Genomic DNA, 20,545 nt, shown 5'->3' on the forward strand with positions numbered 1-20,545 from the left:
CCGTGAGCGAGACGTACAACGACAAGCTGACCGAGCTGCGCACGCTGCGCCCCCAGGTGGCGAAGGCGCAGAGCGCCGTCGAGACCGCAGAGAAGGTGCTCGCCACAAAGAAGACCGCCTTCGACGCCCTCGCCGACCAGCGCGCCAAGCTCGTGGTGGAACTCGCCCAGTTCGACGATGCCCAGGGCAAGGGCGAGACGATCGCCAAGGCCGCCGGGATGAAGCTCGCGGACGTCGTCCGGATCGCCCCTGTCCTGAGCCCTGTCAAGAACACCGCCGACGACACCGGAGCCGATGCTTCCACCGGCCCCTCCGAGAAGGCCGTCGGCACCGCAGCGCCGGTGTCGGCCGACACGACGGCGCAGCCCGTTCCCACCGGGGCCCCTGTGCCCGCCGTGCCGGAGACCCCCGCGGACGCCTCTAGCGGCCAGGCGCCCGCATCGGTGTCGGCCGCCGAGGCCCGCCCGGTCCGAATCCTGCCCTCGCTTCCGCAGGGCCCGGCCGGAGAGCGGTATCTGATGCCCGTTGCCGACCTGCACAAGAAGCGGCCGGTCTGGGAACAGAAGTGGTACTCGACGGTGTGGCTGGACACCCGGACCGGCGCGTTGGCCATGGAGCCCCCGGCTACGAACGTCGTCCAGGTCGACCTCGGAGCCCGTCGGCCCGGCGACATCCTCGACGCGGTCACCTCCGTGGTGCCCGGTGTCCGGCGGATCTACATCACCGGCGGAGACCCCTGGCACATCGAGGCCGAGCGCTACTCCACGCTCAGGGACGCCGTGGCGGCCTGGCTCAACACGCCCAGCGAGCGGTGGGCGGAGAGCACCGGCGGCGGCCCGAACCGCGATCAGCTCGCCAGCCACCTCGTCCACCACCGCAACCCGGTCGGCCGCTACATCCGGGCCGGGGCCGAGCGGAACAATCCGACGATCGAGATCCACTCGGCTGGCGCGTGGTTCCAGCCCGACGGTGCGGATGTCGCCGTGGTCCGGCACGCCTTCATCCTCATGTACGAGGCCCTCAAGCAGCAGTGGGACGACGTGGTGATGATGGCCGCCCCCAGCGCCATGGGTAAGGACCTGTGGAAGCGCACCATCCCGACCACCGGCCAGTGGGCGGAGGGCTTCCCGGTGATGAGCGAGGAGCTGCGCGGACTGCTGCACGCCACCGCCGGCCAGGGCCGCACCGAGCTGATCGTGCCGCCGCGCGTCCCGGAGCAGCTGCCCGCCCTGTTCGAGGCCGACCGCACCTTCGCCTATGCGCGGCACACCCACCGCAGCAGCGTCGGAACCCCCCGCCGTGTCACCGGCCGGGAGTTCGCGGCGATGGACGCCAAGCAGCGGCGCAGGGCCCTGTACGACCCCTCGCACTGGCACATCCGCGCGACCGTCCCGAACGGCTGGGAGCACGTCGGAGTCCTGCCCGCGCCGGTGCCCGGCGAGCGCGCCTGGGAGTACCCGGCCACCCCGGGCACTACGTTCACCACCTGGGCCGGTGGCCGCGAAGTTCTCCTCGCGCTGGAGAACCCGCAGAAGCTCCCGTGGCGGATCGAGGTGCTGGACGGCCTGGTCTGGCAGGAGGGTGACCCGCTCGACGAGTGGTCGAACAAGCTCAAGGCCGCCTGGTCGTACCTGCTGGGCCTGTCCCAGATGCACGGCGACGAGCGCACCCGCCGCGCCGCCTACCTCGCCTCTCGCGGCATCCGCTCGATCCAGCTGCTCGGCATCGGGGCCTTCGCCCAGCGTCCGCGCGTCAACCACGGCAGCACACCGATCGACCAGACGGTCCCGGACGGCGCGATGATCACCGGTCAGACCGGGGACCGGATCCTCTGGGAGCGGGCCACCCCCAACTCCAGGGACCCCTGGGCGCACCCGGAGTGGAGCGCCGGGCTCTGGTCGGACGCCCGCGCCGCCCTGCTCGACATGACGGTCAAGGACGAGGCCAACAAGAAGACCATCGGCCGGGTCGGCGCCCTGCACCTGCCGCCCCGCTCGGTCGTGGCCCTGCGCACCGACGCGATCTACACCACCGAGCCGATCGGCCACTGGCCGTACTTCGGCCGCCCCGGCGAGTACCTGCTCAAGGGCCACCTCACCGGACCGGTCGACGCCCCCGTCACCGAGGACGGCCTGCTGGCCTTGCGCAACCAGGGCCGCATCCAGCTCACCCAGACCCGCCAGGACAACCAGGGAGGTACGCGATGAGCCCCGCCGACCCGGCCAACCCCAACGAGGCCGCCCGGCTGACCCAGGAACTTCTCGACGAGGGCTACACCAAGCGCCAGGTCGGCACCATGCTCGACCGCAATCCCAGCTACGTCAGCCAGTTCTGGTCCAAGGGCAAGGGCGCCAGCGTGGTCGGCGCGCTACGCCAGTTGATCCAGGCGGTGCGCGGCGGCGAACGGGACATCGAGGCGCTTTCCGCCATCGCGGCCCCCAACGTCAAGCGCCGCACCACCAAGGGCGGCCAGAAGGCCCGGGTGCGGGGCAAGGACATCATCGGCCAGGAGGGGCGCGCTATGACCGGCCGCGCCGGGAAGCAGGCGATCGGGACGGGTGCCTCCCACCTGGCGAAGGTCGTGCGCTCCACCGGCTCGGCCGGCGGGCGCCTGGCGTTCACCGTACGGATGCGCTCCGACCAGTTCACCCTCTCCGCCGGTGACGACGGGGACTCGCCGGGCCTCCGCCGCGGGTTCCTGCCCCGCTCCGACGGCACCGAGGAGAGGTCCTACGGGGACTCCGTCAACCAGGGCTTCGACGCGGCGGAGTGGACCGAGCGGGTCGACCGCCACCACGGCGACGTCACCGAGGCCATGCAGGAGTGGCTGGTCGAGACGGGCCGGGCCGTTCCCGACGCCAAGGTCGAGTACCTGGAAGTCCGCGGCTGGGTACCCCGGTCCTGACACAGCCATCACACCCGGGCGCCGCCGCCCTGCTCACCCGCACCGCTCCCCCAGAGAAGAGGACATCCGTCGTGAACCCCACCGTCGGCCAGCAGGGCGACAAGCTGTCCGAGCAGGCCGCCGCCGACCTGGCCAGCGCCAGGGCCCTGGCAGAAGCCGTGATCCCCGGCCGCCGCCCGGTGCCGCCGAAGGTCCGGATCGCGCCGATGCGCGACTACCAGCGCAGGGCCGTCTCGGCGGCCTACCGCGAGGTCAGGCACGGCGGCCGGGCGATCCTGGAGATGGCGTGCGGCGCTGGCAAGACGCTGGTCTCCGCAAACTGCGCCAAGCGCCTCGCGCGATACGGCCGCGTCCTGGTGCTGATGCCGACGATCGAACTTCTGGAGCAGACAGCCCGCTCGTGGAGCAGCATCGGCGGCCGAACGGGCACCGCGATCGCCGCCTGCTCCAAGGAGGAGGCACTCGAGAGCGCGGAGGCCGGCGGCCACGTCGAAGGCCACGTCACCACCGACGCCGCCGAGCTGTCCGACCTCATCGCCCGGGTGCCCGCGGGCAAGCCCGTCACCGTGTACGCGACGTACGCCTCCCTGGAGAGGATCGTCAAGGCGCACGAGGAGTTCCGCCTCCCCGGGTGGGACCTCGTGATCATCGACGAGGCCCACCGCACCGCGGGTGCCCTGGACAAGACCTGGGCCGCCGTCCACAAGGACGCCAAGGTCCCGGCCGAGCGGCGGCTGTACTTCACCGCCACCCCGCGCATCGCCGACGAACCGGCCGAAGGCGACCTCTCCGACCTGGTGCTGGGCAGCTCCCGCAGCCTGTACTCGATGGACGACGAGGAGGTTTTCGGGCGCACCGTCTTCCGGTGGACGTTCGAAGAGGGGGTCACCGGCGGCTGGATCGCGGACTACCAGATCATCGTGCCGGTGGTCACCGACGAGGACCTGCGCCAACTGCTGTCGCTCCCGGCCGTCTCCGACCTGCGCTCCCAGCGCACCAACGAAGACCTGCAGAGGCTCGCGCTGCAGGTCGCGGTGCTGCGGGCGATCGCCGACCTCGGGCTCCGCCGGGTCATCAGCTTCCACGCCCGGATCGACTACGCGCGGAAGTTCGCGGCCTCCCTGGTGGAGACCGCCGACCTGCTCCCGGACTACGACCGGCCCGAGCGAATCTGGGCCAAGGCGGTGGCTGGCACGGACCCGCGCCGCATCCGCCAGGCCGCCTTCGACGAGTTCCGGGCCCACACCGGGCTCCGGCCAGGGGAGGAGGGCGAGGAGTGCGGCATCCTGTGCAACGCTCGCTTGCTGGCCGAAGGCATTGACATGCCCACGGTCGACGCCATCGTCTTCGCCGACCCGAAGACGAGCCCGGTGGACATCGTGCAGGCCCTGGGCCGGGCCGTCCGCCAAGCCCCCAACGAGGGCAAGACCGCCTACGTCATCATCCCCGTCTACATCGCCTCCCCTGACCACGAAGCCGGTGACGACGAGGCCGACGACCTCCCCGTCGCCGACCCGGCGATCGTCACCCCGGCCGGCCCCCAGGTCCAGGAGGAGGCCGACGCCGCCATCCAGTCCTCCGCGTTCCGCTCCGTCCTGCACGTCCTGCGTGCCCTCGCCTCCGTCGACTCCCGGGTCGTCGGCCGCATCGCCGACCTGCGCACCCACCGCTCCCAGCCCGGCACCACCTTCAACACCGGCCCCGTCCGGCTCACGGCCGCCGCCCCGCAGGCCGACGCCGAGGACAGCGGCCCGCAGGACGAGACCGTCGCCACGGAGACCGAGGCCGCGGTGACGCAGCCGGCGGACCCGATCGAGTGGCTGCGCATCAAGGCCAGCGCCCACGCGGCCGAGATCCTGCGCTCACTGAAGCTCCGGATGTTCAGCCCGCGCACCCAGGAGTGGGAGCGGATGTGGGCCCGCGCCGCGGAGTTCTACATCGAGCACCACCACCTCGACGTCACCGACAAGGACCGGCACCAGGAGCTGATCACCTGGCTCGGCAACCAGCGCTACCTGCGCGAGCAGGGCACCCTGGACGCGGCCCGGGTCTCCGAGCTGAACGCCATCGGAATGATCTGGGACAAGCACGCCCACGCCTGGGCGCGCGGCGCGGCCTACGCCACGGCCTACCAGAAGACCCACGACCACCTGGCCGCGAAGACGAAGGAGCAGCTGGACGGGTACAACATCGGCCGCTGGCTGGAGCGCCAGCGCAAGGCCGACAACCTCACCCCCGAACAGAACGCGCTCCTCGACGCGCTGGACCCACTGTGGCGCCTGGAGCCGGACTGGAACCGCTCCTACCGGCGTCTGGTGGCCTACCTCGCGGCCGGCGGGACGCTCGACGGCCCGGTCAACCGCACCGGTGTGGAGACCGACCCCACCTTCCGCCCCGGCTCCTGGCTGCGCAAGCAGGACAAGGCGCGGTCCGCAGGCGCGCTGACGACCCAGCAGATCAGCCTGCTGGACGCCCTGCACGAGCAGCACGGCGGCACGGCACCGGCTGCCGCCACCTCCGGATCGGAGCACCGCGGATGAACGGCTACGGCCGCATCCTGCTCGCGCAGCACCTCATGGCCGCCGGCCACTCCCTGGACTACGCCGACGGCGCCATCGCCCGAGACGAGCTCGACGTCCTCGACTGGGCCGCCAGTGCCGCGGAGTCGGTGATGTTCGACAGCCCCCGCGACCGCGGCGACGACTACGGCCAGGGGTGGATGGACGGCGTAGCGGCCACCGAGGAGCGGCTGCTCGTCGAAGCCGAACGGGCCCGCCTTGAGGCAGCCGCCGCCGACATCACCGTCCCGCCGCAGTCGCCGTCGCTGCGCCCCGAGCTGGCCGAGCGGGCCGCCGCCCGCGTCGCCGAGCGGCAGGGCTCGCTCGCCCGCGCGCTGACGCCCCGTCCGGCCCGGCTGCCCGCCCGGCCGGAAGGGCCGTTCGTTGAGGACGAGTGCAGGCAGCCCCTGGACGAAGAGGGGGAGCCGGTCCGTCTGGACGTCCACCACGTCGACGGCCAGTTGCTGATCCCGGCCGAGCAGGTGACCGCCATGGTGAGGGGCATCGCCCATCTCTGGAGGCACCAGCGCGGTGGGGGAGCGCCGCTCGACCTGGACACCACCGCGCGGCTGTGCCAGTCCCTGGAGGACTACGCCGACAGCCTCGACGCCGAACTCGCCGCCGCCGACCTCTCCAACCGGACGCCCTGACGGCCGACGGCCGAGAACAACCTCCCGTCCGGCTGGGGCCGCCCAGCCCCGGCCGGCCACCAGCCGAACCCGAACCGCACTGAGGGGAAACCGCCATGGACGCGAACACCGTCGTCACGATCGGCAGCACCGTCATCGCCGCCGCAGCAGCGCTCGGGGGCACGTTACTGGGCCACCTCATGCAGCAGCGGGCCACCCGCGCCCAGCAGCAGATCCAGACCTCCGAGGCCCGTCGCGCCGAGATCCTCGCCACGGTGACCGCCCTGGTGAGCGCCCTCGACAACCACCGCCGCGCCCAGATCGTCCGCACCCGCGCCCTGGCTCTCAACCCCAGCGCTCCCGAGCAGGTCGACCAGGAGCACTCCCCGGCCGTCCACGAGACCCGCAGCGCCGTCACCCCGCCGCGCCTCGCCCTGCGGATGACCTGCCCTGCCCTCGCCCCCGCAGCGGAGGCCGCCGTCGCCGCAACCTTCGCCCTTCGCGGCGCCGCCTCGCTCGCCGAGGTCGACCGCCTGCGCATCAGGGCGAAGGCCGCTTGCGACGCCCTGGTGGCAGAAGCCAGCACCCAACTGGCGACAGCCGTCTGACAGAAGGCCAGGACGCCCGGCCCAGCCCCGGCGGATCCCGGCACGCCTCGCACGGCTGAGCTTCCGTCAGTCCTGTTCGAGCGGCGCGGTGCTAGCCTGAAATCTCATCGCCCCGCTTCGGGATGGCCCTCCGGGCCGGCGCGGCTCGCGCCCCTCATCAGCCCCCTATGGGGATAGCACCAGGCCGATCAGTGCTGGTGTCTCCCATGATGAAGAGGTCCACGATGAAGTACCACGAGTTGACCGCTGCGCAGAAGAAGAAGGCGCAGGGCATCCTCCAGCGGCTCCACTCCGAGGGCGTTCTGGAATCCGTCTCGCAGGTCGCCGTGCATTTCGACAATGCCTGCGCCTGGGATGCCGGGACCATCACCCTGGCCACGCTGCTGGACCGTACCGGATGGACTCGCACCGCGCCCGTGGAGACAATCCACCGCGCCGAGCTGCCCGCCGGTGTGCTGCGGCACGTCCGTACGGTTCTGGCCGCCGAGGGATCGACGGCTTCCAAGGAGGCGCTGGAGCTGCTGCCCGAGGTCTGATCCCCCTTACCCGGGAGAGATCCCCGGAGGCGACGAAGCGGCGGACGCCACCCTGGCGTCCGCCGCTTCGTCGTCCCACCGCGGTGCGGTTACCGCCTAGTCGGCGCCGCCCGTGGTCCACGTAGCCGGTGCGCCGGTGCCGCGCTGTGAGAAATCGTCGAGCCAGGCCATGGCGGCGAAGGTCGGGTTCTCGTCGGCCGGGTGCTCGTAGATCGCCCAGATGAAGGGCCCGGCATGCACAGTGTCGTCCACCGCGCCGCGGCGCCAGGTCTCGGCCGCCTGCACGAACAGCGGGCTGCTGAGGGCGGCCCGGTCCAGCAACGACTGCACCTCGGCGAGAGCCTGCTCCCGGGTAAGTCCGCCCTGTCCGATCATCGGGGCGGCGCCCGGGGCGGTCAGCTCCAGCTGCATGAAGTTCCAGGCCGCCGCCGTCGTGCCTCCGGTGGTGCTTCCCTCCGTGGCTGCAGCGGGGCTGTCCCATTCCGTGTCGGCCTCGTCCACCAGCAGGCCGAGGTCACGGTCGTAGGGCAGGTCGCACACCACGTAGCCGGTGTAGTTGTGGATGGTCCACCCGGTGCGCAGCACGGCCTTCACCGGCGCTGGCACCGTGTCGCGCTCCCGGGGCGGCTTGCCGTTCTTCTTCGGCAGGGTGACCACGATGCAGTGGCCGCTGTCGACGACGTAGCAGTGCCAAGGGGCGAGCTCGTCGGGCAGCTGTCCGGGGTAGGGGTGGCCGGGCAGGGTGTACCCGGCGAGGGTGCGGGCGATCACGTCGGCGGGATCGGGCCGGGACATGCGGGACATGCGGGCGGGTCCTCTCAAGGCGGGCGCTGCCAGCGGGCGGCGGGTTCCACGGTAGACGGGGGCTGTGACACTGCGTGCCGGTTTGGTGGACTGCCGGTGTCGGAGGTTGGAAGGCGCGGTTCGGCCGTGCGGGCGCGGGCCCGGTGGCGGGGCTGACGTGCGAGGATGATCGGGCCGGTCCGGTGGTGGATGCCTCGACAGCTCTCCCCGGGCCGGTTTTTCCGTCCTGTTAATTCGCAACATGTGTTGCGACTTTTGAGGGGGCGTGCCAGGCTGGACCTGTCGAGGCAGGCCCGTCCGCACCCGCAGACGGGTTTATCCACCCCCGTGAGGGAGCACCCCCATGATCACCGAACCCGCCGCGCCGGCCGACCGCTGGCACAGCCACGCCTACACCCGCAAGGGCTTCCACTGGTACCGCGCCGAGGACGGCGGCCCGCGCGTCGACGTCCCCAGCGAGCGGAACCCGCTGTACCGAGAGCACCTGGCGCCCCTGCGGCTCGACCGCTGGGAGGGAGCGGTGCCGCACTTCGCCGCCGAGCACACCGAGACGGTGCTGGACCTGCTGCGGCGCGCCTTCGGCCGCGACGGTCACGACGCTGTCGCCCACGGCGACGTGGACGTGCGCCTGGACCGTGTCGAGACCACCGGCCGCCTGGACCTCACCTGGGCCGGGCTGCTGCTCGCCGTCGCGGGCGAGCACGAGTCGTGGACCAAGCCCCGCACCGAGTACTGCACCGTCGTGGCCGGTGCCCTCCTGCTGGAAGGCCATGGCCCCCAGCGCCGCATCAGCTGGCAGCCGGGCACCGTCCTGCGCGTGCACGACGTCCCCCTCACCTGCCTGGACGGCCAGAACAAGGACGCCTACGCCGTCGTCGCCACCAGCGACGAGGACCCCCACGACGCCCTGCGCCGCGACGCCCACCGCCTGCTGGGCCTGCGCTACCGCACCGACATCCCGCCCTTCCCCGCCGACGCCTCCGAGGGCCGCGTGCCGGGCTTCTTCAAGGACTGGCCGCCCACCCTGCGCCGCGTCCCCACTGACTACCCCCGCCAGCGCGCCGAGCACGACCTCGCCGTCGACCCGCAGGCGGGCACCGTCTACGTCCGCCGCAGCGCCGGCGGCTACTTCACCGAGTACGTGGTGCCGCTCACCGACGAGCGCGCCGCGCTGATCGAGCGCGTCGAGGACGCCTTCACCCGCTCGGCGGCTGCCTACGCCGAAGTCGGTGCCGACGCCGAGGCCGCCGCCCGCCTCACCGGCACCGAGTACACCCCGGCCCGCCTGCACCCCCTGCTGCACACGATGGCGGTGCGCACCGGCGCGGACGCCCGCGCCCTCACCGCCCGCACCCCCCAGCAGTGGGCCGACGCCGGATGGGACCTCAACAGCCACTCCCAGCCGGCCGGACAGCCCATGCACGGCGAGTACGAGCACCAGCGGTGCTGGAGCGCCACCGAAGCCGCCGCCTTCGCCGACGCCGGCATCACCGCCCACCGCGCCTACGAACTGCGCAAGGACGGCGAAAGGATCCGCACCGTCGCCGAGGCCGTCGCGCAGGACACCCTCACCCCCACCGCGGTCGGCCGCCACGCAGTCGACCTGCTCGCGTGGGCCGAGCAGCCCGTCCCCGAGGAACTGCGCACCGCCCTCGCCACCGCCCGCACCGAGCAGACCCGGGCATTGAAGGAGTGGGAGGACAACCACTACTCGTGGGGCGTGTCCGTCACGCTGGCGCAGCACGACTTCACCCTGCTGGACGGCACCGTCCGCACCCTGTGGACGGTGTCCGACGGATGGTGGAGCCGCGGCGAGGACGCCGACGCTGGCGAGAGGACCGCCACCCACCTCGCCGAGGCCGCCGCCCGCTCCGCCTGGCGAACGTGGCGCGAGGCCCACAACCAGCAGGCCGCCGGCGCGGTCAGCGCCCCGGTGGACCTGCCCTGCCCCGGCCCGGACGTCAAGCACTGCGACAACTGCGGCGCCACTGAACCCGGCGACAACGAGTTCCTGCCCGCCCTGGGGTGGATGTCGGCCAGCCTCGGACTCGCCTGCGGCGTGGAGTGCTACGACGCGATGAGCGACGGCATCGGCCGCCACGACCGCCTGCACCACCGCTAACCCACCCGCGGCCCCGCCCCGCCGGGGCGGGGCCGCTGTCTGCTCACGGAAGGCCGCGCGATGACCACCGCCCCCGTCCCCCTCACCCGGGCCGCCCTCGCCCGCCGCTACGGCGTCGACCGCTCCGCCATCACCCGCGCCCTCTCCCAGGCCGCCACCGCCCACCGCAACAACCCCGACAGCCCGCCCCCACCTACCCCTCTGAACCCTGGCGACCCGACCGAACTGTTCGACCCCGAGGTGTTCGACGCCTTCTGGCAGGCCCGCCCCCGCCGAGGCCGCCCCACCTCCTGACTTCCTGACTTCACCGCCTCCGGCCGCCGCCTCGTCGGGCCCGAGGTGGCGTAGCTCCTCGCATGCGCTTGAATACGAATCGTTTGCCCAGGGGCGCCGTGCCGCTAGACTGCTTCGGTACCTATTGAGAGGTATGGGCTAGCGCGCCGAGCCCGAGTCCCGCCGACCTGCCCCGCGACTTGGGCGGCACAGCGGTCAAGGTGGTAGGAGCCGTACGAGCTCCCGCACCGCGCGAGTTGATTGTTCGTCAGGTCCACCCTTTTGTGCTCCGCGCTGATGCTGCGCGTGGACGCCCGGGTCGCGGGACCGAGCCTCCTCGCGCTGGAAGGCATCTCGTGCCGAAGCAGAACCGCTCCAAGAAGCAGGCCGCCCGCAAGAAGCAGCGCACCACCGGCGCCCCATACACCGCCGCCGCCGCTGGCACCGGCCACCAGCACCCCGCCCCGGACTTCGGGGTCATGGACTCCTGTCCGTACGGCGTTACCAGGCAGGTCAACCTCGCCCCCGCCGCCGCCTTGGTCGGCGCGGCCCGGGCCGGGTGCCAGCCGTGCCAGAAGTCCGCGATCCCTGCAGTCCTCGCCGGCGACCGGTTGGTGCTGGCCGTCCTGGCGGGGACGCCGTTCAGCCTGCTGCCGTCCACCGGACTGATGTCGCCCGCCTCCGCCAGGCTGTGGGAGGTCGGTCGGCGGATGCGGGAGAGCGGCTTCGAGGGACCGGCCCCGGCCGCGCCGATGCTCGCCCTCCTGGAGAGCCTGCCGGAGGAGGAACTGCGCGACGTCCTGGAGGACGCTCTCGACATGTGGGCCGGATTCGGAGCCGGTCCCGAGGAGTTCGCCGCGCCCCCCGCCGACGAGCGGGCGGAGCGCGACACTGACGAGGACGACCTGCCGGAGGTCACCGCGCCCCCCGAGAACCCCTTCACCGGCGAGGGCCTGGTCTACCTGAGCGCCGATCAGTTGGCCGCCGGGATCCCGCTGCCGATGCTGCTGCAGTCCGCCCTGGCCGGCACCGTCGAAGACCAGATCACCGAGCATGCCCATGACCTCTTCGACACGCTGGACGAGCGCGGCCCGGCCGCGATCCGCGAAGCTGTGCTGCTGCTGGCCCAGTACCTGCTCTCCGGCGGGACGTACGGGGCAGGGAGCGAGGCCTCCGTACGGTACTACCGCCAGCAGCAGCCGTCCCTGGACGTTCGGACCCCGGCGCGCACCGTCCTACACCTGCTGCTGGCGACTTACATCGGCACCGGCCGGCCCGGCGCCGAGTACTTCCTCGACGGCGACGAGGTTGACGCCGAGCTCGGCGGCGTCCTGCGGATGCTGTTCTGCATCGCCGCGTTCGCGTCCGGCTGGCCTGCCGACCGCCAGCAGGCCCTGACCGAGGAGCTGTGCGCCGATGTCCGCTGACCTCGTACCCCAGGCCGCGCAGACCAGCACCGACCCGGCCGACACCGCCCACCTGCGCGCGGGCAAGCGCATCACCCTGGAGGAGATCACCCTCCACCTCTCCGGCGCCGGTGTGCTGCTCGCCCAGCTGGCCCGCGCCGCCGAGACACCCGACCAGCCGGTCGAACTCGCCGACCTGATCGACCCGCTGAACCGCTGCGCCGCCGAACTCGCCGCCTTCGCGAAGATGGCGGGACATTTGACGGCGATCGTCGCCGGGGACGTGCCGCTGGCCTTGGCGATGCCCGACGGCGCGCGCTGGGGAGCAGCCGCACGAGGCGAGGAGCGGCGAGAGTCCTACGGCGGGCCGGCCGTCGTGCCGACGATCCGCCAGCTCGAGATGCTCGCCGACCGAGTGGCCGCCCACGACCCGGGCGCCCCGGCGTGGCGGCAGAGCCGGTTCGGCCAGGAGACGGAGACGATCCGATTCCCGGAGGCGATGGCCGGGGTGACCTTCGTGGAGTCGAAGGCCGCCCGGGCCCGGCGCGCGGCCGAGCGTGAGCAGGCGATCCGCGCGGAGGTGCTGGAGACGGTGTGCTCCTCGCCGCAGTGCGGGGCTGAGAAGGGTGATCACTGCCGGACCTCCACCGGCCGGATCAGCGAGCAGCCGCACAAGGGCCGCCTGGACGAGGCTAGGGCCACGGTCGACGCCCGGCTCGGGTACGACCTCAACCCGGTGGCGGTGCCCGGTGCCTGACGAGGATGCGGTGCGCGTCGGCACGATGCGGTTGGAGGTGACTGTCGATCGCTACATGGCGGCCCGGTTGGCGAGGTTCGCGGGCAGCCGAGGCCTGTCCGTACCGCGGGTGCTGGAGATGCTGCTCGAACTCTCCGAGATGCGGGCGGACGGCACGCTGCGCCTGGGCCCTTTCGTCGTCGGCTCGGACTGCGGCGCGGGCCCCGACTGGGCTGGCACGGTGTTCGCCGACCCGCCGCAGGTCGAGTACCCCGGCCTGGACGGCTACGGCCGGAGCGTCCTTGCCCGGGTCGCCCCCGGTCCGGCCGGGCGGGATCGCTACGGCACCTACGGCCTGCGCGACCGGACCACTGAGACACCCCGCCAGCAGCAACAGGTCGACTGCGCGGACCTGGTCGAACTCGAGCCGCAGACCGTCCACTCGCACGCCACCGGGCTGACGCCGCCCGGACCTGCGTGCACCTGCGGCAGAGCGCCGTGCGGGGGACTGGCGCCCGTACGGGACGACTGCCCCGAGCACAGTCCGTTCGATGTCCCGCTGTTCTGGCACGGCGGCCGCTTCTGCCTGGCCGCCGACGAGTTGTTCTAGATGCGAGCACGGCGCGGTGACCCCCAGCAGCCGCCGCGCCGTCGGCTTCGGGTCCCGCCCGCGGCGGACAGTCAGCGGTGATCGGCCGCGAACCCTGCGGTGATAGACCTGTCCCATCCAATCGAAGGGGAGCGGCCGATGGTGGGCGACTACTACGCCTTCAATAGGGCGTTGATCCGTCTGGCCCGGGTCATCCTGCTGGAGGCCGGCTGCACTCCCTACGAGGACAAAGGCTCCGGGGTGGAGATCCAAGGGTTCGAGCTCTGTCTGGCCCTGAACGTCACACCGGAGAACCCCCGCTTCCCCATCCTCATCACCGCGCCCGGCCTGCTGACACCGCAAGAGGTGGCCAAGGCCGACGCCGGTCCGGAGGCGCGCGAGCGAGTGCTGCAGGACAAGGCATGGGCGGAAGGGATCACAAGGGTTGAACAGCTCACCGCCTGTGTCGACGCCCTCACCGCGGCCGGGTGGACGGTTGACGAGCTAAACGGACTTGTGCAGGTCACCGCGCCGCCCGCCGCGGTGTTCACCGCGCTGTCCACCCTGTACTGAGAGCTGTTGCCGAGTTCGGCGAAGCGCCGCGGATCCCGCCCCGGCTGGCGGCTAGCGGTGGTCGGCCGGAAACCCCGCCGTGATCGAGCCGTCGCGCCCCCGCCTCAGCCACACCGGGCGGTGACCTAGCTGGGCGACGGACGGGGTGACGAAGAGCAGGCCCGGCTCCTCGCCCGGCTCGGCGGTGTCGTAGGCGGCGGCGACCACCAGGCGCAGCGCCTCGCACGCCGCACCGTCGGGGTCGAGCGCTGCACCGGGCGGGTCCAGGTACGCCCCCAGTTCGATCAGGGCAGTGCGCAGCCCGCTGGTGACGTGGGTGATCTGCGCGCCGTTGAGAGCGGGGTGGCCGGCGGAGTCCGGGTAGGGCCGGACTGTGGTGTTGGACAGTGAGGTTGTGGTCACGGAGGTCATGCTCAGGACGGTAGGCGCAGGGCCCGACAACGACCGGGCTCTGCAGCGCCTGGGTCACCCGATCGAGGACGACGTACGTCAACGCGGGAGAAGGTCGTCCACCTCCAGGTCGGGGCGGGTGCGCAGGACACGAGGCCGGTGGCGCCAGCGCCCGAATTCGAGCTGGCCGGCGTCGACCTCGATATCGACGACGATGGTCGGCACGACCGGCCGGTAGAGAACTGGGGGGCTGCCGGGAAGACCGCCAACGGTGCCGGGCAGCTCAGCCAGCTCGACGGCGGCCGGTTGCAGGCGGGAGGCCAGCTCCGCCCGTACCGCGGGCGGCAGGGGGAGGCTGACCCCGACCGGGCGCAAACGGCCCCTGCTGTCCGGCAGCCCGAGGACGGCGCCCTGGGAGGCGGGGGTCGCGCCCGGGGTGATGCCGAGGACGACGGCGCTCGTACTGTCCTTCACCCGATACTTCAGCCAGTCGGAGCGGCGTCCCGGCCGGTACGGCTGGGTGGAGTCCTTGGCCACGCAGCCCTCGATGCCGCCGCCCAGCGATCCGAACCAGCGCTTGGCCTGCTCTGGGTCAGTGGTGGTCGGCAGCGGCCAGATTCGCCCGCCAGCGGGGAGCACCTCGAACAGCCGGGACCGGCGTTCCGCAAGAGGCTGCGGGCGAAGGTCCTCCGCAGCGAAAGACAGCAGATCGAAGGCGGCGACCTGGACGTGGAAGGTCTCCCGGGGGCGGGGGCCGCGTGCGCCCGCTCGGGTCTGCAGCAGACTGAAGGCCAGAGATCCGTCCGGCTTCACGGCCAGCAGCTCCCCGTCCACGACCGCCTCCGGAAGTCCGGAGGCCGCAGCCGCGATGTCGGAGAACGATCGGGTCAGGTCGGTGCCGTGGCGGCTGAACACGGCAGCACGTGGGCCGGTCCGCAAGCAGACTCTCCAACCGTCGGCCTTCGGCTCGAACCACCGACGGTCCCCGGCTGAAGGCACCGCGGTGACCGGGTGGGCCAGCGCGAGTTCCACCGGCAGGTCGAAGGGCGTGCACCCCGGGCCCACCGCCGCCTTCCGTGTCCTCGGCACAGCTACCTCCTCCCGCTCCTTCCAGGATCGCCCTGCCACCATTCAGAGCCGCTGTAGCCTGATATCCCTTGCCCAGCATGCATTCCGACAGCGGGGCCGTTCACGGAGGAGTCGATGCTGGTGCGCAGGCCCCCAATGGACGACGGACGGCACGGGCCGATACGAGAGACCGACCCCGTCGCCTCGGCCCTCGCCGGAGAGGACGTCCCGCATCTGGTCTGCCAGTGCGGCGTTGTCACGGGGGACTTCCACGGCCATGCTCTGCACGCCCACGACGTGCTCAAGGTTCCCGGCCCAGCGTGGCTGCCGGTCGGTGCCCGGCTCGCGCTCCTCCTGGCCGGTGGGGTCGCCCTGGCCATCGGCCTGATGCTGATCGCGGAGAGCCTGCTCGACGGAACCGCCCGAAAGGTCCTACTGGGCCTGGCCGGGCCAGCGGCCTTCGGCGTCACCATGGGCCTGGCCGTTCTGCTGCGCCCGTACATCGTCCCGAACGGACGCCGCCCGGTCGGATAGCCATGGCCGGAGCTGCCGCCGTGCTGCCGACATCGCTGGCTGGACCAGGGCTCAAGCGGCGCCGTCGTCCCAGACCGAATCCGGCTCGCTACGCCGCTGTTCGTTCCCCTTACCGTCACCGTCGACCCGGATCCGTGATGCCTTCAGTCCGACCCACTTCCACGCGATCTTGATGTACCTGGGCTCGTCACACCGGTTGTGGAAGTACACCGTGGTCGTGGCAAAGCCCGGTTCGTACGAGTATGCGAAGCAGCCGTCCACTCCGCGGGTCATTGTGCGGGTCGAGGCGGCCTCCGCCGTCGTGCTGGTGCCGATGAGCATCGACAGGGCCGCTGCCGCGACAACGACGGTTCGGCTCGGGTGACGCATCGTCCCTCCCGGAAGTTCGGATGCCTGCGGGACTCGCGGCAGGCGCCTGGCCAACCGCGCAGACCGTGCGCAGGTTCGCCAAGATCACCCGGACAGCCGCCTCCGCCCCTCACTCCACCAGATGTGCAGCCGGGAACCGCCTTGGCAGGGTTCGCTCCGGGGGGCCTCCGCGCTGACGGGCTGTGCCGCTACGCCACTCCTTCGAGTGGAGTCGGCCGCAGTCCTGCCCGGGCGGCAAATCGGCGACCGTAGGGTCGGTGGGGCGCAGAAGAGAAAGGCGAAGGGGAGCAGAGACATGCGAGTGACCTGCCAGCCCCGGCAGTCGACGGTCCACTCCGCGCTGCGCGCCGCAGGCTTTGTACCGTACCGACCGCTTGATCGGCATGACGGCCAAGTGGTGCCCGCACGCTCGGGCTACGTCCTGGAACCCGGCGAAGGGCCGGGAAGCCTGCGCCTGACCCATACCGACATCACCTGCGACGAGGACGCCGAAGCCGTTGCGCACCTGGACATGCGGCTCGCCCTGGACGCCGTGGACGGCCTCGTGACCCAGCAGGTCGACGCGGCCCGGGCGCGCAACGTCGCGGTGCACATCACTGCGGACCGCAAGCTCACCGACACCGACACCGCGCTGCTGGCCGCCGCGGGTGATGGACTGCTGCTGCACCGGCGGGGCCGGTGGCGCGCTGCCGACGAGCCGGCCGACGCCCGGGTTACCGCAGACCTGCTGTTGTCCGGCTGGATCAGAACCGGCCGGGACGGTCACGCCGAGCTGACCGCCGCCGGCGCCGCCATCCTCGCCGCAGCACGGCCCGTCCCAGCCATCGATCTGCAGTAGCTTGACGTCTCGGAGCACAGCACGACTGCTGAACCGGTGCCCGTTCTGGATGTCACTCGATGTGGTGATGACACCACTACGCCACTCATGGCTGCGGGACAATCGCGGCGTGTATAAGACTCTGAACCCAACCGAAGGTCAACTGCGTTCCGCGCTGGCGGCATTGGGCGTCGATATCCCGGCCGCGCTGGAGCACGAAGACGATGAGGTTCGCGCCGGGCTGCTCGCCGCGCACCTTCGCCGTGCGGCCGATCATGCCAGCTACAACCTGCTGTCCTCGGCGGACCAAGCCACCGTCTTGACCATCTCGGAGCACGCCACGCCGGGGGCCTGGCCCGTGGTCGAGGACCACCAGGCCGGGGTCCTCGGCCACCTCGGCCGGGCGGACGGCCACCTGGCCGTGCTTGCCTGCGACTTCTCCCCGCCCGGTGCCGTGGCGCTGAACACCGGCGGCGGCCGGATCGAGGAGGGCTTCGCCGCCGCAGCGGCCAAGCTGCTGGAGGCCGCCGACGAGGCGATCCGGTTTCGGTCGAGGCCGGACGGCGCCGACCGCGGGGAGGAGGAACTCCACGCGCAGCAGGTCATCGACCACTTGCACGAGGCGGAGGATCTCCTGAACCAGGCGCTGAACCGGCGGGATGCAGCGGCGGTCGGCGTGGAGGAGCTGCTCTTCCCCGAGCAGGGCTGATCTGGGCTGCCGCCCGCCGCCATAGCCTCAAGAGCCGGTGGGAGGAGCCCGGTGCGGTGGCCGACGAGATCGACCTGATCCTGCGGCATGGCCACGAGCTCTGGCCGCGCACCGCCGCCGACGCTCGCTGACCCGGTCCGCCCTCGGCCGGTACTGAACCGGCGCGAGGCAACTGGAGTCGGAGTGGAGGAGCTGCTCTTCCCTGGAGGAGGCCGGCACGGGCCGAGCGGCGCGCTGAGGGCCGTTCTGCCAGCACCTCTACTGGGCGTCGAGCTCGGTCGGCCGGGTGGTGGTCGGGACGCGCTGGGCCTCCCTACGACGGAGGCCCGGCGGGAAGTTCCCGTGACGGCACGCCAGGTGCCAAGACATACTCCACCTGCTCCGCTCCGTACTCAACGAGGTGCCCCGTCACGCTCAGCCCCAGCCTCTCCAGGAGGCGCCGGGAGCGGTCGTTGGCGGCCTGGGTCACCGCCACGATCTCCCGCTCCGGTTCGGCGGCCCGCACCCAGCGCAGAACCTCGGCGACGGCCTCGGCGGCCAGCCCGCAGCCACCGGCGCTCGGCAGGAACTCGTAGGAGACCTCGGCCCGGCCCGCGGCACGATGGTCCTGGTCAACGGTGACTCTGCCGATCGGTGCCCCGTCGAGGGTGACCGTGAAGTGCCCGGGCCGCCCGGGGGCGTCAGCCAGGCGCTGGCCGACCTGGTCCGGGTCGACGGGCCCGCCCAGGTAGCGCCGGACGGCCGGGTCCGACCACAGGGTCCGCAGCAACGGGTGGTCTCCCACTTCGACGGGGCGCAGCCGCAGCCGGTCGGTAGCCAGCGCCGCCGGCCACCGGGCCGGTCGCCACTGCGGGGTCTCGCCGGTCCGCGCCTGCGGGCGGGCGGCGCTCCAACGGGCGAGGAGCGGTGGCAGGTAGTCCACGACGAGGCCGAGGGCGGGCAGCTGCCCCGCGGAGGTTACGACCTCGATCTGCTCCAGCTCTGGTTCGGCACCGGCGGCCAGCGTGGTGAGCAGTTCCTGGTGGTGCCGACGCAGGAGGGCTTCCGGTACGGGCGGAGCCGCGAAGTGGATCCCGATGTTGCCGTGCTCGCCCTGGGACATCGCCCACGCCTGCAGGTCGTCGGGGTCGGTCCGCAGGCCGACTTCCTCCGCGAGTTCGCGGGCGGCATGTCGGCGCAGGAAGGCCAGGTCGAGCGGCTGGCCGGCCGGTGGTGGTTCGACGCTTCCCCCCGGGAGCTGCCATCGGCCCGGGTGCGCCGTCCAGCCGGCCTCGCGCCCCACCACCAGGCCACCACCGGTCACCCGCTGCAGGACGGTCACGAAGACCGACGACGGCTTCCATGCGCTCGGGATCAGGCGCAGCGCCCGGTACCGGTAGGTGACCGGTGCCCAGGACAGGACCGGCCGCCCAGAGGCGCCAACCTGCAGCGCGACACAGGCGACTGCCGGCCCGTCGAACAGGGCCGGGTTCCCGGCGGTGTCTCGTGCCCAGATCCGGTCCATGGTGGCCCGCTCCTCGGCCGAGAGGACGGGTGCCGCGGTTTCGACCAGCTCCAGGTGCTGGGCGTCGAACAGCTCAACGGCGGGGCTCACCTCGCATCGCCGGCTGCGTAGTCGCCCGCATCGTGGGGGAGCTGCGGGCGCGGCCAGGCGGGATCCGGTGCCCAGGCTGGCCAGGCGTCGGCGAAGGGCCCTCGACGGTCCTGGAGCAGCCCGAGGGCCTGCTCGCGGGCGGCCTCGACTTGGACGTGCAGGTGGTCGTCGATCAGGCCGAGGCGGCGGCCCTGGCGGTATTCATCGGTGTCCTTCCACCGGTACGAACTCAGGTCGGGCTCGACGACCAAGTCGACGAAGAGGTCGAAGGTGTCCAGGCCGATCTGGGTACGGGTGTAGGGGAGTTCGAAGTTGACGTACCAGCGCAACGGCTCGCCGGTCGCAGCGTCCTGGAAGGTGTGAACGCTGAAGTAAGCACCGGCCTCGAAGCGGGAGCGAAGCGTGGTCTTCTCCCATACCCAGGGGCCGAGTTGCCAGTCGCCGGCTGCGAGGTCTTCCAGGCCGGACTGGCGCAGGGCGTGGTCGCCGGTGCGCATCGCGTCCGACCACGTGGTTGGTCCGAGGCTGGTGAGTCCGGGCCAGTAGAGGAGTTCGAGGACGTCGCCGTCGTCGGTGAGGGTGCGGTAGGGCTGGGCGGACCAGACGCGCCCCTGGTGGATGTCGCGGCGCACAGCGGTGCTGCCGGGGGTGAACCGGGCGGTGGCGGTGGTCATGGCGCTCCGGGGTGTCGGGCCGCCGCCGCCTCGGGCCGGGCCCGGTGCGCTGCGCCGGTCAGAGGGGCGTGCGGAGCAGGAGGAGGTCGAGCACCGGTCCGTCGGGGCCGGGGCTGTAGGGGCCGGCGTACCGGTATCCCAGGCGATCGTAGAGCCGCCTGACGGGTCCGTTGCCCGGCATTGCGAGCAGCGACACCCATTCGGTGCGCAGCACGTCCAGCAGTGCGGTGTGGATGTCGGTGCCGACGCCGCGGCCCTGCCAGCCGGTGCGGACGGCGAGTTCGCAGATCCCGGCGAGGCTGTCGGTGTCGCGGGCCTCGGGGGTGATGACCGGCCGGAGCTGCTCGCCGTACCAGTAGGCGGGGGAGCACCGGAAGCCGTAGCCGAAGCCGACGAGCTGGCCCTCGGCGTAGGCGGCGATGAGGACGAAGCCGTCGTGGCGGGCGTGGCCGGTGATCTGGCGGCGCAGCGTGTCGGGGGTGAACCCGGCGGCGGCGACGTCGTCGTGGCCGGTATGGGCTTCGGCCCAGACGTCGGCGAGGGTGTCGAGCAGGTCGGTGGTGTCTCCGGCGCCGTAGCGCTGCAGGGCGAGGGCGGAGTTCATGTGGTCCTTCAGGCAACGGGCGGGAGGACGGCGTCAACTCGAGACGA

22 protein-coding genes are annotated in these 20,545 nt (G+C 72.2%); 15 read left to right on the forward strand and 7 right to left on the reverse strand.

Annotated features, from left to right (window positions below):
- Window positions 1-2: 2 nt before the first annotated feature.
- The 6 genes from IF30_RS0114765 to IF30_RS0114790 all read left to right on the forward strand — a co-directional run bounded on the left by IF30_RS0114765 (window position 3) and on the right by IF30_RS0114790 (window position 7,236).
- A complete protein-coding gene (locus IF30_RS0114765; protein ID WP_030237412.1) occupies window positions 3-2,207 on the forward strand; it encodes a hypothetical protein in 2,205 nt (734 codons plus the stop codon).
- A complete protein-coding gene (locus tag IF30_RS0114770) occupies window positions 2,204-2,905 on the forward strand; it encodes a hypothetical protein (protein WP_030237415.1) in 702 nt (233 codons plus the stop codon). Before IF30_RS0114765 ends, IF30_RS0114770 begins: the two co-directional genes overlap by 4 nt.
- 71 nt (window positions 2,906-2,976) lie before the next feature.
- Complete coding sequence (locus IF30_RS41500; RefSeq protein WP_051710304.1) at window positions 2,977-5,445, forward strand: DEAD/DEAH box helicase; 2,469 nt, start codon at window positions 2,977-2,979, stop codon at window positions 5,443-5,445.
- Entirely contained in the window at window positions 5,442-6,113 is a 672-nt protein-coding gene (locus IF30_RS0114780) for a hypothetical protein (RefSeq protein WP_030237419.1), read from the forward strand. The genes IF30_RS41500 and IF30_RS0114780 overlap by 4 nt, the downstream gene beginning before the upstream one ends.
- Window positions 6,114-6,208: 95 nt before the next feature.
- Window positions 6,209-6,700: a hypothetical protein gene (locus IF30_RS0114785; protein WP_051710307.1), complete on the forward strand. Its 492-nt coding sequence runs from the start codon at window positions 6,209-6,211 to the stop codon at window positions 6,698-6,700.
- A 224-nt stretch (window positions 6,701-6,924) separates the two neighbouring features.
- Window positions 6,925-7,236, forward strand: coding sequence for a hypothetical protein (locus IF30_RS0114790; protein ID WP_158835060.1), 312 nt, complete (start codon window positions 6,925-6,927; stop codon window positions 7,234-7,236).
- A gap of 96 nt (window positions 7,237-7,332) precedes the next feature.
- Here IF30_RS0114790 and IF30_RS48640 read toward each other — a convergent pair whose 3' ends face one another.
- Window positions 7,333-8,040 (reverse strand): hypothetical protein, encoded by a 708-nt coding sequence (locus tag IF30_RS48640; protein WP_030237429.1) that lies wholly within the window; start codon window positions 8,038-8,040, stop codon window positions 7,333-7,335.
- A gap of 343 nt (window positions 8,041-8,383) precedes the next feature.
- Here IF30_RS48640 and IF30_RS0114800 point away from each other — a divergent pair, with 343 nt between their 5' ends.
- The 6 genes from IF30_RS0114800 (at window position 8,384) to IF30_RS0114825 (ending at window position 13,739) form a co-directional block, all read left to right on the forward strand.
- Entirely contained in the window at window positions 8,384-10,162 is a 1,779-nt protein-coding gene (locus IF30_RS0114800; RefSeq protein WP_030237432.1) for a hypothetical protein, read from the forward strand.
- 60 nt (window positions 10,163-10,222) lie between these two features.
- Window positions 10,223-10,456 carry a hypothetical protein gene (locus IF30_RS0114805; RefSeq protein WP_030237436.1) on the forward strand — a complete coding sequence of 78 codons (234 nt, stop codon included), beginning with the start codon at window positions 10,223-10,225 and terminating at the stop codon, window positions 10,454-10,456.
- 335 nt (window positions 10,457-10,791) lie between these two features.
- The gene (locus IF30_RS47800) at window positions 10,792-11,862 is read left to right on the forward strand and encodes a hypothetical protein (protein WP_030237439.1); all 1,071 of its coding nucleotides are present in this window, start codon (window positions 10,792-10,794) and stop codon (window positions 11,860-11,862) included.
- The gene (locus IF30_RS0114815; RefSeq protein WP_030237442.1) at window positions 11,852-12,598 is read left to right on the forward strand and encodes a hypothetical protein; all 747 of its coding nucleotides are present in this window, start codon (window positions 11,852-11,854) and stop codon (window positions 12,596-12,598) included. Before IF30_RS47800 ends, IF30_RS0114815 begins: the two co-directional genes overlap by 11 nt.
- 37 nt (window positions 12,599-12,635) lie before the next feature.
- Window positions 12,636-13,187, forward strand: coding sequence for a hypothetical protein (locus IF30_RS0114820; protein WP_158835062.1), 552 nt, complete (start codon window positions 12,636-12,638; stop codon window positions 13,185-13,187).
- A 138-nt stretch (window positions 13,188-13,325) separates the two neighbouring features.
- Window positions 13,326-13,739: a hypothetical protein gene (locus IF30_RS0114825; protein ID WP_030237447.1), complete on the forward strand. Its 414-nt coding sequence runs from the start codon at window positions 13,326-13,328 to the stop codon at window positions 13,737-13,739.
- A gap of 51 nt (window positions 13,740-13,790) precedes the next feature.
- Here the strand turns inward: IF30_RS0114825 and IF30_RS0114830 are convergent, their stop codons facing one another.
- The gene (locus IF30_RS0114830) at window positions 13,791-14,141 is read right to left on the reverse strand and encodes a hypothetical protein (protein WP_234322702.1); all 351 of its coding nucleotides are present in this window, start codon (window positions 14,139-14,141) and stop codon (window positions 13,791-13,793) included.
- A gap of 87 nt (window positions 14,142-14,228) precedes the next feature.
- Entirely contained in the window at window positions 14,229-15,218 is a 990-nt protein-coding gene (locus IF30_RS0114835) for an ATP-dependent DNA ligase (protein WP_158835064.1), read from the reverse strand.
- A gap of 120 nt (window positions 15,219-15,338) precedes the next feature.
- Between IF30_RS0114835 and IF30_RS0114840 the strand changes: the two genes are divergently transcribed.
- A complete protein-coding gene (locus tag IF30_RS0114840) occupies window positions 15,339-15,731 on the forward strand; it encodes a hypothetical protein (protein ID WP_158835066.1) in 393 nt (130 codons plus the stop codon).
- 51 nt (window positions 15,732-15,782) lie between these two features.
- Here the strand turns inward: IF30_RS0114840 and IF30_RS0114845 are convergent, their stop codons facing one another.
- Complete coding sequence (locus IF30_RS0114845; protein ID WP_030237458.1) at window positions 15,783-16,100, reverse strand: hypothetical protein; 318 nt, start codon at window positions 16,098-16,100, stop codon at window positions 15,783-15,785.
- Between the two features lie 301 nt (window positions 16,101-16,401).
- On the opposite strand from IF30_RS0114845, the gene IF30_RS0114850 reads away from it, so the two are divergent.
- Window positions 16,402-16,938, forward strand: coding sequence for a hypothetical protein (locus IF30_RS0114850; protein ID WP_158835068.1), 537 nt, complete (start codon window positions 16,402-16,404; stop codon window positions 16,936-16,938).
- Between the two features lie 49 nt (window positions 16,939-16,987).
- Window positions 16,988-17,626 (forward strand): hypothetical protein, encoded by a 639-nt coding sequence (locus tag IF30_RS47805; RefSeq protein WP_158835070.1) that lies wholly within the window; start codon window positions 16,988-16,990, stop codon window positions 17,624-17,626.
- Between the two features lie 313 nt (window positions 17,627-17,939).
- Here IF30_RS47805 and IF30_RS44570 read toward each other — a convergent pair whose 3' ends face one another.
- The 3 genes from IF30_RS44570 to IF30_RS0114875 are packed head-to-tail and all read right to left on the reverse strand — an operon-like array spanning window position 17,940 to window position 20,498.
- The gene (locus tag IF30_RS44570; RefSeq protein WP_063752632.1) at window positions 17,940-19,220 is read right to left on the reverse strand and encodes a GNAT family N-acetyltransferase; all 1,281 of its coding nucleotides are present in this window, start codon (window positions 19,218-19,220) and stop codon (window positions 17,940-17,942) included.
- A complete protein-coding gene (locus IF30_RS0114870; RefSeq protein WP_030237471.1) occupies window positions 19,217-19,894 on the reverse strand; it encodes a DUF402 domain-containing protein in 678 nt (225 codons plus the stop codon). The genes IF30_RS44570 and IF30_RS0114870 overlap by 4 nt, the downstream gene beginning before the upstream one ends.
- A 58-nt stretch (window positions 19,895-19,952) precedes the next feature.
- Complete coding sequence (locus tag IF30_RS0114875) at window positions 19,953-20,498, reverse strand: GNAT family N-acetyltransferase (RefSeq protein WP_030237474.1); 546 nt, start codon at window positions 20,496-20,498, stop codon at window positions 19,953-19,955.
- Between the last annotated feature and the right edge of the window lie 47 nt (window positions 20,499-20,545).

The sequence above is a fragment of the Streptomyces sp. NRRL S-350 genome (assembly GCF_000719705.1).
Taxonomy (GTDB): domain Bacteria; phylum Actinomycetota; class Actinomycetes; order Streptomycetales; family Streptomycetaceae; genus Kitasatospora.

What these genes read in the sequence shown, in the direction of transcription:
- IF30_RS0114815 (WP_030237442.1), top strand. Translation starts at nt 11,852, where the DNA reads ATGTCCGCTGACCTCGTACCCCAGGCCGCGCAGACCAGCACCGACCCG.
- IF30_RS47805 (WP_158835070.1), top strand. Translation starts at nt 16,988, where the DNA reads ATGTCACTCGATGTGGTGATGACACCACTACGCCACTCATGGCTGCGG.
- IF30_RS0114785 (WP_051710307.1), top strand. Translation starts at nt 6,209, where the DNA reads ATGGACGCGAACACCGTCGTCACGATCGGCAGCACCGTCATCGCCGCC.
- IF30_RS0114790 (WP_158835060.1), top strand. Translation starts at nt 6,925, where the DNA reads ATGAAGTACCACGAGTTGACCGCTGCGCAGAAGAAGAAGGCGCAGGGC.
- IF30_RS0114870 (WP_030237471.1), bottom strand. Translation starts at nt 19,894, where the DNA reads ATGACCACCGCCACCGCCCGGTTCACCCCCGGCAGCACCGCTGTGCGC.
- IF30_RS0114780 (WP_030237419.1), top strand. Translation starts at nt 5,442, where the DNA reads ATGAACGGCTACGGCCGCATCCTGCTCGCGCAGCACCTCATGGCCGCC.
- IF30_RS48640 (WP_030237429.1), bottom strand. Translation starts at nt 8,040, where the DNA reads ATGTCCCGCATGTCCCGGCCCGATCCCGCCGACGTGATCGCCCGCACC.
- IF30_RS0114770 (WP_030237415.1), top strand. Translation starts at nt 2,204, where the DNA reads ATGAGCCCCGCCGACCCGGCCAACCCCAACGAGGCCGCCCGGCTGACC.
- IF30_RS0114805 (WP_030237436.1), top strand. Translation starts at nt 10,223, where the DNA reads ATGACCACCGCCCCCGTCCCCCTCACCCGGGCCGCCCTCGCCCGCCGC.
- IF30_RS0114800 (WP_030237432.1), top strand. Translation starts at nt 8,384, where the DNA reads ATGATCACCGAACCCGCCGCGCCGGCCGACCGCTGGCACAGCCACGCC.
- IF30_RS0114875 (WP_030237474.1), bottom strand. Translation starts at nt 20,498, where the DNA reads ATGAACTCCGCCCTCGCCCTGCAGCGCTACGGCGCCGGAGACACCACC.
- IF30_RS0114845 (WP_030237458.1), bottom strand. Translation starts at nt 16,100, where the DNA reads ATGCGTCACCCGAGCCGAACCGTCGTTGTCGCGGCAGCGGCCCTGTCG.
- IF30_RS0114825 (WP_030237447.1), top strand. Translation starts at nt 13,326, where the DNA reads ATGGTGGGCGACTACTACGCCTTCAATAGGGCGTTGATCCGTCTGGCC.